Consider the following 13415-nt stretch of genomic DNA (forward strand, 5'->3'; position numbering starts at 1 on the left):
GATTTCTAGGCTATTATGTTAAAATTCTCTCATTACTTGTCATAGCTCAATTTTATTTCGAAGCCGTTTTACATAATTACGGCTTACTGGAATCGGTTGCTCATCGTACCTGTCTAAATGCAAATTATACGTGCCATTATAATAAGGTTTAAGTTCTTGTACATATGACATATTAATTAAATAGCTTTTATGTACACGTAAAAAATCATATGCATTTAGTTTATTTTCTAATTCCTGAAGTGTGTATGTTGAAATATACTGATTATTCGTTGTATAAATTGAAACGGTTTTGTTTTCCTTATTTTTACTAATATATACAATATCCTCCGGGAGAATATATCTAATCCCCTCATGGCCTTCTATCGGCAGTTTACGCAGATGACTCTTTGCTTTCTCACCTTGTTCTTTTCCCATTTTATATAAAATAAATTGTAAATCTTCTTCACGAAATGGTCGTAATAAATAATAAAACGCTTGGAAACGAAAAGCTGTAATTGCCTCTTCTATATCCTCACCAATAAAAATAAATTTCGTATAACAATTCACTTCTCGTAACAAACTCGAATATTCAAAACCAGTACCATCCATTAATTGCGAATTTAAAAAAACAAAATCAGGTGTATGTTTTTTCATTATTAGCAAAGATTCTGTTCCAGTTTTCGCTTCAAAACATTCTACATTTCGAATGTTTTCAGTAAAGTTCTCAACTAATTTTCTTCGCTCTTCTGTTTCTTCCATGATAAGTAAGATTTTCATTTATCCAGCCACCTAATTCCTTTGTCCATATGTCTTGTTGTATACATTCGCTTTAGTAAGAAACATTCCCTTTTTCTTACTATACCATTATTTATCTAAAAAAACAGAAAAAAGGAAACCACTTTGGTTCCCCTTTTCTTTTATCCCGATTGGTGCGGGCTAATAATCAGTGGTTGATGGACAAAACACCACTGATTAAGGTTTCTCTTTATACTAATTCCCTCTGTTTTGTTTCTTGACCAAGTATAACTACAGCAAGTGCCCCTATTAAAATTGATCCACAGAAAATCGTAAATATTAGCGATAATGAAGCTTGTGAAGCAACTAAATACCCTACTAATAGTGGTCCAAGAATACCACCAATACGCCCAAATGCAGCTGCCATTCCTGCACCTGTACCGCGAATAGTTGTTGGATACTGTTCCGGTGTATAAGCGTATAATGCACCCCAAGCACCTAAATTAAAGAAGGATAGTAACATACCCGCCACTATTAATGCTGTTAATGAATCCGCAATTCCGAACACATAAGCACTACATGCTGTACCAATTAAATACGTAACCAATACAAATTTACGACCAAGACGTTCAATAAACCATGCAGCTGTGAAATATCCTGGGAGTTGAGCTAAAGTCATAATCAGTACGTACTGAAAACTTTTTATTAAACTAAAGCCTTTCAGTACCATTACACTAGGTAACCAAAGGAACATTCCATAATAGGAAAAGACCACACAAAACCATAGAATCCATAACATAATTGTTGCTTTACGATATTCTCCAGACCAAACCGATTTTATATTTTCAATAACAGATGGCCTTTTTGCAACCTTTTGGAACCTTGGAGAATCGGGTAAATTCCATCTTAAATATAAAGCATATAACGCTGGAACTGCACTTAATACCATAGCAACTTCCCAACCGTATTTAGGAATAACAAAATATGAGATAAGAGCTGCGATTAACCAACCACCAGCCCAAAAGCTTTCTAATAGTACAACTATTTTTCCACGTTCGTGCGCTTCAACACTTTCTGATACAAGAGTAGATGCAACTGGAAGTTCCCCGCCAAGTCCCATACCAATTAAAAAGCGTAAAACGAGGAACATCGCGAATGTCGTCGTTAAAGCAGTTAAACCACTACCGATAGAAAATAGTAATAATGTAATAATAAAGACTGATTTCCGTCCTATTTTATCTGATAGTATCCCAAAAAGGAGCGCTCCTACTGCCATACCAATTGAATTAACGCTACCTATCCAACCCATTTCTTGAGTACTTAATCCCCAATCTTTTTGGAGTGCTACGATTACAAATGAAAGCATTCCAACATCCATTGCATCAAATAGCCAGCCAAGCCCTGCTATACCAAGTAGCTTTCGCTTCGAAATTTCTTTTACCTTGCTCACAAGAAGTCCTCCTTACACAGCTGTCTTTACACATCATTTTACATGTGTGTATTGCATAAGTAAAATACTTTCTTATAAAAAATTCCCCTTCATCATTCCCAAAAAGTAAAATGTTTATCAAAAATAAACAAATAAAAAAAGTAGCGATGTTCCGCTACTTTTTTGAACGCATTACTTCTTTTAAAAATTCAGCTAATACTAACTGACGACGCCAACGTGTTGGATTACTACATAATCTGTAAAACCACTCTAAATGAATAGATTGAATCCATTTTGGCGCACGCTTTACCTCTCCAGCCCACACATCTAAACTACCGCCTACTCCAACAGCCATTTTCGTTTCTAAACGATGCTTATTGTTTTGGATAAAGTTTTCTTGTCTTGGAAAGCCAAGTGCAACAAGTAATAGATCTGGTTTTGCCTCTTGAATACGTGAAACAATATTCTCTTCTTCTTCTTGTTTAAAATATCCATCTTGTATCCCCACGATAGATGCAGCCGAATATGTCTTCGTTAAATGATCAGCCGCGGCTTGTACAACATGTGGTTTTGCACCTAATAAGAAAACAGATACTGGTTTATTCTCTTCTGATAACTTCGCAAATAAATTACACATTAAATCAAAACCTGCTACACGTTCTTTTACAGGTGTACCAAGCATACCACTTGCTTTTACAACCCCAATACCATCAGGTGTAATTAAATCGGTATTTAGTAATGTTTTATGGAACTCTTCATCCTTTTTTGCACACATAACAATTTCAGGATTTGCTGTTACTACCTGAAAAGTATGAGTTTGCTCCAATTCTAGTTGTTCCTTTAAATATTGGACCGTTTCATCCATTGTCATTGTAGAGAAAGGAACACCTAGAATATCAACCGTTTGTACTGCCATAATTAACTATCCTCTCTATCATTAAAGGTTTTTTGCTATTAATTGCTTATATGTTTCTTTCGTATCTTCATATAATTTTTGAAGTGAGAAGTTCATAGTAGCATGCTCATAAATATGCTTGCCCATTACTGATAACTCTCCAGTTTTCCACTTATCATACGCCTCTTCTAATGCCGATGCCAATGCTTTTCCATCACCAGTTGGTACAATCCACCCATAAGTTTCATCTGCAATTAACGGTTCGATTTCTCCAGCTCTAGTCACAATTGATGGTACACGTTGATTTGCCGCTTCTAATAAAACTAATGGAAATCCTTCGCTATGGGAAGTTAACAAATTGACATGTGATGAAGCAAATAATTGTTTCACATCTTGACGATGCCCTAAAAATTCAACTTTATCATTAATCCCTTTTTCAGTAGCTAACGCCTTTAGTTCTCTTTCTAACGGCCCGTCACCAACTAATAACACTTTAATTTTCTCCAATTTTGTTTGTTGTAACGCATCGAATAAAACTTCATGTCCTTTAACAGGATGCAAACGCGCTACTTGGATTGCCGTAAACACATCTTCATCAATATTAAACATTTCCTTTTTATTATAGCCATCTGCTTTTTCCTGATCATATTCAATCCCGTTATAGATAACATGCATCTTTTCATTTGAAATACCTAATGCGGCTAAGCTTTTTTTCAACCTATTCGTTACAACAAAAAATAAATCTATATTTTTTAAAGCTTTCAAATTTAATTTAGTAAAAATCCAGCCTTTTAAGCCTTGTTTAGTAAAGTCTTGAAATGGATCACTATGAATTGTCGTAACCCATTTTGCTGCGAATTTCTTCTTCATTAGAGAAACAAAGAAATTCGCCCTAGGACCGTGTGTATGAACTACATCAAATTTTTCTTTATTAATGAATTCACTTATGTTCTTTAAAATGGATAAATCATAGCGAGATTTTTGTGAAAACACATGAACTTTTATTCCTAGCTCTCTTGCTTCTTTCGCAACAATTCCATCTTCAAATACTGCTAATTCTACTTCACCATCCGGAAACTGATCGAGCAGTGAAATAATATGTGTTTTTCCTCCACCATCTTCTGCTCCTGCATTCATATGCAATATCCTCATATTTTTTTCCTCCTTTAAATCCTCGCTACATTTCCATCTATCTTTATTTTACTGTACTAAAAAATAAAAGCTAACAAAAGTTAGCTTTTATTTTTATCATTCAATTTCTAGATCTACGATTAGATAAGCTAACAACACTACAAAGTAAATCCCGACTCCTGGTGCTGTCAAAATATGTCCTGCAATATATGCAATACCTAATGCTAATACTAAGCTTGCTGTAATCATTCCATATTTTATATTAAATATCTCTTTAAATCTTGTAACAAATGCTAGTAGGATTCTTACGCCGTAATAAATAAATGGAATCATCATTAACGCAAAACCAATAATTCCGAAATCATAAAACCAATCATGGAAGTCCATTTCAATTAACTTCGGATCTGGTTGCTTTTGTTCATTATACTTAAAGTTACCTGCATAACCCATTCCTAATAATTTTTGTGACGTTGGCGCTTCTTTAAAGAATTGCTTATGTCTCTCTTCATATACTTGACGTCCGCTGAAAATAAGATTTTCTTGATTTTCTTTCTTTTGCTCTTTCTCAAGCTCTTTCTTAACTTCCGCTTCTACCTTCGCCTTTTCTTCTGGTTTCTCAACTTTATGTTGTTTTTCTTCTTTTTTAATTTTCTCTTTAATTTCTTTTTCTTTTTGACCTTGCTGCGCTACATTTTGTTCTGATAAATAGTTGTTATGAATACCCATATTTTGTGCTAATGGCGTCATTTTAAACGTTCCGACAACACCAGCTAATAGGACAATAGCGATTAATCCATTAAGTACAAGAGACCTTTTGTTTGGATTTCTTCTATCAAATAATAATTGTAGTACGATAATCCCGATTGCTGCCGCTAACGTAGCACCAATTGAGCCCATCCCTACTTTCGTACCAACTTGAATTAACGAGTAAATCATTAAAAGCGATGGAATCCAATATAAAACGTTTTTCACGCTCTTTGTTTTTTGAATAGAATATAGTACCACGATAGGGAAAATAATAGCTAAGATTGACCCTAGTTCATTACCTGCATAGAACCATCCTCGGGAACCAACTTTCATCCATTCATAACTACCGAAATCTGTACCTGTCGTAATAGAAATAACCATAACAGCACTAATAATTAATGTTGAATACATAATGTTATTTCTAACTTTATCGCTAATATTTACTGTTTTCTTTAGTGATTTTAAAGCTAAAATGTATGAACCAAGCATAATATATATATACAATGCTTTTCCAATGAATTTAACTTCTTCTGCGAGTACAATAGGACTCTTGATTAACTTGTTATTAATAAACCCTATTCCTAATGCAGCTCCTAGTAATACAAGATAAATCAAAAACTTCCTATTTTCTCTTTCTTTTGCCTGAATTAAAATATAGATACCGCCCATTGCCATAATGAGGAATCTCACCATAATTCCAACTGTCGCATTTACTTTTAATAACTCAATGCTAAGAGACGTTAATAAATCTAAAACAGGCTGTAAAATAATAAAAAAGAGCAAAAAATGCTCAAATCTAACCCTAGCTTGATTTGCTAACATTCCAAGACCTCCATACAAAATCTTCACATTATCTTTTAATCATAGTTTTCTACTGTTTAAACACACCTAGCAATTATAACATAACTCATATTTAAATTGAGAACTATTTTTCATGCCGAAACTAGTCAAGTCCAGCATTATTAGTAACCGAAAACATTGTCCTTTAGCTATCCTTCCCTCTCCCTATAAAAACTATCTAACACATATGCACTTATTTTCGACCGTACATAAATATTCATTTATCACTTTATACAAATGTACAAATCGGACTTATCTTATTGTACCATCCCTCCAACTAAGCTACATCAAAAAACTATACTATTAATCTTTCCACACTTTTTCGCTTTACTTTATTGCTACTTATCAAGCATTTTCAAACGCTTTCTTTAGCTATTTCATCCATTTTTCTACATGTAGCGAAAAGTAATTGTTATTTCCAAAACTTTAGTGTATATTTTTTCTCTGGAACATCTTTAAGAGGAAGGAATTAAAGCCATGTTATTAATCGATATATTTACGTTTCTTGGCATTATCGCCGCTGCCATTTCTGGTACATTAGTTGGTTTAAAAAAAGATCTAGATTTATTTGGTGTCCTTTGTTTAGCTGTAGCTACTGCGCTCGGCGGCGGTATTATTCGTGATATTATGATTGGTAACCTGCCTCCTGTCGCATTTGTAAAACCCATTTACTTTTTCGTAAGTGTACTATCAGCATTATTCACATGTATGTTTTTTGAGCGCATTAATAAACTTCAAGTCGTTATTATGCTTTCTGATGCTGTTGGTTTAGGGGTATTTACAGCTATTGGTGCAAATGCAGCAATGTCACATCACGTTGACGCCTCGTTTTTAGTCGTTTCAATGGGAGTTATTACAGGTATTGGGGGCGGTATTTTACGTGACATTTGCGCTCAAGATATCCCGTATGTATTCCGAAAAGAGATATATGCAATTGCTTCTATTCTAGGAGCAGTTAGTTTCTTAATTACACATGCAATGGGGGCACACATATTAGCTTTCTATGTCTGTTTATTAATAACATTCGTTATTCGTGTAGTCACCGTAATATATAATGTACATTTCCCAGTTTTCTTTAAAACACATGCAAAAATTAATAAAGGCCATTAAGAGAATTCTACATAGAATTCTCTTAATTTATATACAATTCCATATACTATAGAGTAATTGTATATAAAAATATATAATTACATTAGAACAAAAAAATGAAAACGTTTTATAAACAGGGGGAAGAATGATGCTTGGGGTTTTTAAAAAAAATAAAACAAACACCAGTATAATTGAATTAAGCAAAGGCCAACAAATCATATTTAACGTGCCTGCTAATTCTGAACTAAAAACTCAAATGGATATGCTACATATTTCAAAGGAAGATTTACAAATTGTTAAAATATTACAGTCATTTATTTTTGAGGAAATAGATTGGATAACAGAAAAATTCTACACCAACATCACAAAACAACCTAATTTAATTGCTGTTATTGAACGCTACAGCTCTATTCCCAAATTAAAACAAACTTTAAAGACACATATTAAAGAATTGTTCAGCGGGAATATGAATGAAGATTTTATTGAACAACGTGTTAAAATTGCAAAAAGGCACGTACAAATTGGTTTACATAGAAAATGGTATACCGCTGCTTATCAAGAATTATTCCGCTCCGTCATAAAGATTTTGCAAACGAAAATTTCAACGATAGAAGATTTTTCTTATTCTATAAACGTAATAAATAAATTATTCACATTAGAACAAGAACTTGTTATTGCAGCTTATGAATCCGAATATGAAAGAATCCAAAAAGAACATGAAAAAGAAAAAGAACTGACAACTATGACGATTACACATATTGCAACAGAACTAGCGGCAGTATCTGAAAAAACAAGCTCTTCTATTCAACAGTTAACATCTAAATCAGAAAGTATCGTAGGAATTGCAAAAACAGGTACATCATTAGCTACGACATCAGAAGAAAAGGCCAATAAAGGAAAAGAACAATTAAATCTGCAAAACAAACGAATGGAAAGCATCCAAACGAATATGGAAACTATCATTACTGATACTCATGAACTTCTTGATATTTCTAACAAAATTAACGAAATCATTGATATTGTAAAATCAATCGCCGAGCAAACAAATTTACTAGCATTAAATGCTGCTATTGAATCTGCACGTGCTGGCGAATTTGGTAAAGGTTTTTCAGTCGTAGCGGGAGAAATCCGAAAGTTATCAGAGCAAACGAAAGAATCAATTTCCAACGTTACAAAACTCGTTGAAAAAACTAATGAACAAATTATACACGTCTCTTCTTCCGTGGAACAAATAAGCTCTCTCGTATCTGAAGGGACAGATAGTATGCATGCGACAGATCAATATTTCCAAGAAATCGTAAAAGATATGTCTAACTCTAAAGAACAAAATAAAAAAATTGAAAATGAATTAGAGACTATCTCACAAGTAATGAAGAGTATTCAAGACGATTCCTCAACAATGGCCTTAACAGCGGATAATTTACAACTAGAACTAAACCGATAAGACGAATCGATATAAAGTGGAGATTCGTCATCTCCGCTTTACATTCATCCTTATCATCCATCTACAAAAAAAGAATCCAAAATGGATTCTTTTATTTTCTGAAAAATATTTTTTGGCAGTAAAAATAACTCATATAAACACCAAAGCTTTGTAAAATAAACAAAGCTGGCATAATAATATTATAATATGCCATATCTACTCGGAAGAGCCTTAACGACACGTATCCGGTAATTAATAATACAAACAACATATATCCTTCATTTTGCTGTTTCTTAATTAGAAAATGTAATAAAGCTATGGCCATAAATAATGTCACCACTATATATATAAGCTTTTCACATTTAAAAATAATAGAATTTATTCCCTCGTCTGAAAGCTGGTTAATAACTGGTTTTAACAGTTTAAATCTTTCTACTTCCATTTCTGTTAACTCTTGATCAATGTGCTCTTTTACACTTTTATTTTTGGATATTTTTTCTTCATTTTGACTTTTTCCAATTAAAACAGATTGAACATAAGTCTGATTAGAAATCGTATACTGTGACATTCCCATCATCTTGATACCATAGCTCACACCAAAATGAGTACTATAAAACAGAATAAGTATTCCCATCACTTTTAATAGTAATTTTTGTTTCGTTGCTGATTGAAATAATTCAATTAACAGCACATATACAACTATAAAAATAGGTAAAAATAACCCCATTGGGAAAATCATATTGCTAAGCGCAAATAAAATGGCTGAAATTACCCACATATAAGGATGGTCTAATCCCTTATATAAAAATATGTAACAAGCACAATAAAATAAAAATATTGCGAGTGATTCCGCCGTTAATACAGAACTCATAAATATATTTGGAATATATAAAGCGTAAAACATTGATGCAATACGACCACACTCTTCTCCAAAGACCATTGACGCAATGCGATAAATGAAAAATGCAGTTCCTGTACAAAATAAAATATTAAATAATTGTAAAGCGAATACCGTATCACCAAATATACGAATGATGATCGATTCATAAATAATAAAAGGTAACTGTGCTATATTTTCTATATTATTGCCAATTGCAATCTGCTTTGCAGACTCATACATAGCTTTCATATCACCTATCATTGGAACATCTACAAATAGAACTGTGATAAGTCTTACAACTGTAGATATGCTTATAAGAAAAACAAGAAATTGTTTATCTGTAAAACGATATTGCAAAATTGATGCTACTAACAAAATAAGAATAACAAAAATCACTAATACAATTGTTATACTTGTTGTACTTCCTCCAAAAAATTGCTTACTTGTTTCAAAAGCCGACCAACAACTATAGGCAAAAAATGCGAGCATCGCACCAATCATTATTTTACTGAAGAAAGACGAAAAATTTGTTCTTATATGATTCATATGTCCATTGCACCTCTATTTCCATTCATAACAAAACGATTCTATCATGAATAAGCACAAGGTTAATAGGGAATTTCTATGACAAATACATAGTCATTACTTTTTCACTTGCAATGTAAGCGAATCCTCTTTTACACTACATTTTATATATGATAAATTTTCTTTCAGTTACATGAATACAAATACAGAAATTTCAATAAAGTGAAACTTTAATCCACGGGGGTTTTGTTCATCCCCCACTGACTATTAGCCCGCAAATAGTGGGATAATCCTCTTTTGGAACACTTTACTTCATTAAATATCTAATATGGGTACTCCACTTACACATGTCACTCTGATTGAAAACAGAAAATAGGGGATGAATATATGGAAAAGAAATTCATGCGAGAATCAAAAGCAATTAAAACAACACGTGTTTTTCCTAACGATTTAAATAATCACCAAACACTTTTCGGTGGGAAATTATTAGCAGAAATTGATAGTATAGCTTCAATTGCAGCTGCGAGACACAGCCGCAAACATTGCGTAACAGCATCTATCGATTCCGTTGATTTTTTAACTCCAATTCACCAAGCAGATTCTGTTTGTTATGAAGCATTCGTATGTTATACAGGAAAATCTTCAATGGAAGTTTTCGTAAAAGTAATTGCAGAGGATCTACTAGCAGGCGAGCGTAGAATGGCCGCAACGTGTTTCATTACATTTGTCGCATTAAAAGACGGAAAACCTTCATCTGTACCACAAGTAATCCCTGAAACAGAGGAAGAACATTGGCTACATACAACTGGTTCAGAGCGTGCAGAAAATAGAAAAAAAGGACGTTTAAAAAGTAAAGAAATGGCTGAAGTGTTAACTTTAAGTAAGCCTTGGAATATTTAATTGTACTTAGCACAGGTAAACATACCCATATGTTTGCCTGTGTTTTTTAATTTACCTTGAATTAAGATACACATAATCCTTATTGACAATGAGCCACTAAATTGTCCTTTATTTTGCTATACTATTAGTGTTATAGTATATAAGGCTTACTAAAAATGATACTGCCTATTAATGTATAAAGGATGGTGCAATATGTCTGTTGAGGTACCCATTGTAATACCTAAAACTTTAATTATTATTCCCGCTTATAACGAAGAAGAAGCGATTGCAGATACATTAACAAGACTTTTAGAACTAAAAGAACACTTTTCAACGTTAGATATTTGTGTAATTAATGATGGTTCACACGATAAAACTGCCAAGATTGTAACAAAATTCCCAGTCCATCTTGTAAACCTACCCTATAATTTAGGTATAGGATCAGCTGTACAAACCGGCTATAAATATGCTTATGAGAATGATTATGATATCGCTATTCAATTTGATGCTGATGGACAACACAATCCTGAAGATTTATACAAAATTATCCAACCTATCGCTGAAAATCAATGTGATATGGTGCTAGGATCTCGATTTACAGAAAAAACTGCATATAAAGGCAGTCTTTCAAGACGAATTGGAATATTTTACTTTACCGCTTTATTAAAATTACTAACGAAACAAACTTTTATGGATCCAACATCTGGATACCGTGCTATCAATCGGGAAGTCATTAAAATTTTCGCGCACAACTATCCGAAAGATTATCCAGAGCCCGAAGTTCTCATTCACTTAAAAAAGAAAAACCTTCGCATTAAGGAAATATCAGTTAATATGCAAGAAAGACAGGGTGGACAATCTTCTATTACACCTTTAAAATCTGCATATTACATGATTAAAGTAAGTTTAGCTATATTAATGCAAAAAATTGTGAAAGGTTGATAATATATGCCTATAATTACCTTTTCATTTATCTTTATCCTATTGTTATTTTTCTTGATTATTAACTCCATACGTCGTGGTGCTTTAGACACAAAATATTCGATCTTGTGGATTTTTGTTTGTATCGCGATGGCGGTTCTAAGTTCTACAGATAAAATCATAAATTGGATTGGGAAGCTATTACACGTAGAATACCCACCATCTGTTTTATTCCTATTCGGACTTTTATTCTGCTTTATTTTAATTTTTGATTTAACCCGCAAGGTTTCTAAGCAGCATCACCAACTTGTAACATTGACACAAGATTATGCACTGCTAAAACAAAAATTAAATAATAAAGAACAAAATGATCCTTTACACGATGCATAATTAAAAATGACCTGCTTTCTAAAAATAGAAAGCAGGTCATTTTTTTAAATATATCTCTTAGATAAAATATTTTTATAAATCCAATCGAATTATATAACTTTCATACAATTTTTTCTTATTATAATTCCTTATTTCGTGCATCAAAATATATAAATATTTATTTTCGTGTATCTATTTTAGGAATGGTCTGCTAACCCTCATAACAGTTGCGACAACACCTACACCTATCATTATAAATAGCATTGGCATCAATGGAAGTGCATAACGATCATACGCAAAGTACAAGCTATTAAAATACGTTTGGAATAGAATGTTTATCCATAGGAATGAATACTCTCTCCATCTTCTCCAACAGAATGCAAATGCTAGGATTGAGCAAATTATGAAGCTTGTTTTAATTGGTTCATAAATTTTCTTCATATCTTCTCCAGATATATCAAAAATACTAATTGTAGTTCCTGGATAATAATATGCCTTCTCCCAGAAAATTTGTGGTTTCAAAATTAAATAACTTTTTAGCATTGACCATTTATCTGTATGCCACCATTCCTTAATACGGTCCATCGCTACTTCTTGTTGCTTCTCCATTAATTCATGCGCTTCTATATTTGGATACTTAGCAAGGATTTCCGCATCAATCTCTTCCATACTTTTTCCACCTGGATAACCCTCACCTTGATATGTGCCAAGTAGTAACGGATTCCCTGCACCCGATGTAAGTGGTATAAATTTATGGAATTGAATATAATTACGCGCCCACCAAGGACCCAGTACAACAAATAGCAGCAACACACTAATAAGAGCTTGTTTTATCATTAGACGGAATGGATAACGCTTTGTTAGAAGGTATACAAATAAAAGAATTGGATATAAAGCGATTTGTACCCTGAAATATAATGTTACAAAGTAGAATAATAAAATAATATAAAAATCTTTCATTGAATGCGTATCTGCTAATTTTAAGCTCCAATATAACAGCCCCAATGAGAGAAATAAAAACGGACTTTCTGTCAACGTCAAGTTCTCTACTACGACTTCAGGAGGATATAACGCTAATAACAATGCAGCAATTAATCCTACTGCTGGATTTAAAATATATGTACCAATCTTATAGGTCATATAAATACTTAAAATACCAAAAGTTATCATAACTAATTTGACACATAAAACACCTAAACTTCCGTGCCCAAATATGAAGAATATGCCCGCTAATAAAAATACTTGCCCAGGCATAATATGGATAGTTGGTTTTGTCGGATCATGATACGTTAACATACCAGTTTCTAAAAAATTGACAGCATTTTTTTGATACATTAAATCATCACTACCAAGTGTTAAATCACTTCCATATGTTGTTAAAGTCATTAACCGAAATATTAGGCCAATAACTAAAATAATACCCAATATTATTAACTCAGGTCTTCGAATATACTTTTGTAACATTCTAAAGTTTCCTCCCTTTTATTACAAAACATTTATTTTCCAAAAGAAAATAGACGCATACATCTTTTCATTATAACTAATTTTAGTATGTGACTTCTATATTTTTAAT

The 13415-nt window shown here is 32.7% G+C and carries 12 protein-coding genes and 1 pseudogene; 6 read left to right on the forward strand and 7 right to left on the reverse strand.

What is annotated here, in order from left to right; translation table 11 throughout:
- Positions 1-39 precede the first annotated feature (39 nt).
- The 5 genes from MKY90_RS27525 to MKY90_RS27545 all read right to left on the reverse strand — a co-directional run bounded on the left by MKY90_RS27525 (position 40) and on the right by MKY90_RS27545 (position 5738).
- Positions 40-756: a LytR/AlgR family response regulator transcription factor gene (locus MKY90_RS27525; RefSeq protein ID WP_002089871.1), complete on the reverse strand. Its 717-nt coding sequence runs from the start codon at positions 754-756 to the stop codon at positions 40-42.
- A 208-nt stretch (positions 757-964) separates the two neighbouring features.
- Positions 965-2164, reverse strand: a complete 1200-nt coding sequence (locus MKY90_RS27530) for an MFS transporter (protein ID WP_002016404.1) — start codon at positions 2162-2164, stop codon at positions 965-967.
- A 154-nt stretch (positions 2165-2318) separates the two neighbouring features.
- The gene (locus MKY90_RS27535) at positions 2319-3059 is read right to left on the reverse strand and encodes a WecB/TagA/CpsF family glycosyltransferase (RefSeq protein ID WP_002016406.1); all 741 of its coding nucleotides are present in this window, start codon (positions 3057-3059) and stop codon (positions 2319-2321) included.
- A 21-nt stretch (positions 3060-3080) separates the two neighbouring features.
- Positions 3081-4190, reverse strand: a complete 1110-nt coding sequence (locus MKY90_RS27540; RefSeq protein ID WP_002089874.1) for a glycosyltransferase family 4 protein — start codon at positions 4188-4190, stop codon at positions 3081-3083.
- A gap of 96 nt (positions 4191-4286) precedes the next feature.
- Positions 4287-5738: an O-antigen ligase family protein gene (locus MKY90_RS27545; protein ID WP_012262070.1), complete on the reverse strand. Its 1452-nt coding sequence runs from the start codon at positions 5736-5738 to the stop codon at positions 4287-4289.
- 495 nt (positions 5739-6233) lie between these two features.
- Between MKY90_RS27545 and MKY90_RS27550 the strand changes: the two genes are divergently transcribed.
- The 3 genes and pseudogenes from MKY90_RS27550 to MKY90_RS30500 all read left to right on the forward strand — a co-directional run bounded on the left by MKY90_RS27550 (position 6234) and on the right by MKY90_RS30500 (position 8289).
- Positions 6234-6866 (forward strand): trimeric intracellular cation channel family protein, encoded by a 633-nt coding sequence (locus MKY90_RS27550; protein WP_002016412.1) that lies wholly within the window; start codon positions 6234-6236, stop codon positions 6864-6866.
- A 241-nt stretch (positions 6867-7107) separates the two neighbouring features.
- Positions 7108-7485 (forward strand): annotated as a pseudogene (locus tag MKY90_RS30495) (protoglobin family protein); the annotation flags it as partial.
- Positions 7483-8289 (forward strand): methyl-accepting chemotaxis protein, encoded by an 807-nt coding sequence (locus tag MKY90_RS30500; protein ID WP_370458378.1) that lies wholly within the window; start codon positions 7483-7485, stop codon positions 8287-8289. The pseudogene MKY90_RS30495 and the gene MKY90_RS30500, both read left to right, overlap by 3 nt.
- A gap of 91 nt (positions 8290-8380) precedes the next feature.
- Here the strand turns inward: MKY90_RS30500 and MKY90_RS27560 are convergent, their stop codons facing one another.
- A complete protein-coding gene (locus MKY90_RS27560; RefSeq protein WP_063219259.1) occupies positions 8381-9694 on the reverse strand; it encodes an ArnT family glycosyltransferase in 1314 nt (437 codons plus the stop codon).
- Between the two features lie 366 nt (positions 9695-10060).
- Here MKY90_RS27560 and MKY90_RS27565 point away from each other — a divergent pair, with 366 nt between their 5' ends.
- From MKY90_RS27565 to MKY90_RS27575, 3 genes are all read left to right on the forward strand, one after another.
- Complete coding sequence (locus MKY90_RS27565) at positions 10061-10573, forward strand: acyl-CoA thioesterase (protein WP_002068622.1); 513 nt, start codon at positions 10061-10063, stop codon at positions 10571-10573.
- 192 nt (positions 10574-10765) lie between these two features.
- On the forward strand, positions 10766-11494 hold the full coding sequence (locus tag MKY90_RS27570) for a glycosyltransferase family 2 protein (RefSeq protein WP_002068620.1): 729 nt from the start codon (positions 10766-10768) through the stop codon (positions 11492-11494).
- A 6-nt stretch (positions 11495-11500) separates the two neighbouring features.
- The gene (locus MKY90_RS27575) at positions 11501-11863 is read left to right on the forward strand and encodes a DUF2304 domain-containing protein (RefSeq protein WP_341093166.1); all 363 of its coding nucleotides are present in this window, start codon (positions 11501-11503) and stop codon (positions 11861-11863) included.
- 171 nt (positions 11864-12034) lie between these two features.
- Here the strand turns inward: MKY90_RS27575 and MKY90_RS27580 are convergent, their stop codons facing one another.
- On the reverse strand, positions 12035-13306 hold the full coding sequence (locus MKY90_RS27580) for a glycosyltransferase family 39 protein (protein ID WP_002138946.1): 1272 nt from the start codon (positions 13304-13306) through the stop codon (positions 12035-12037).
- Positions 13307-13415 lie beyond the last annotated feature (109 nt).

The sequence above is a fragment of the Bacillus sp. FSL P2-0099 genome, assembly GCF_038007445.1.
Taxonomy (GTDB): Bacteria; Bacillota; Bacilli; order Bacillales; family Bacillaceae_G; genus Bacillus_A; species Bacillus_A mycoides.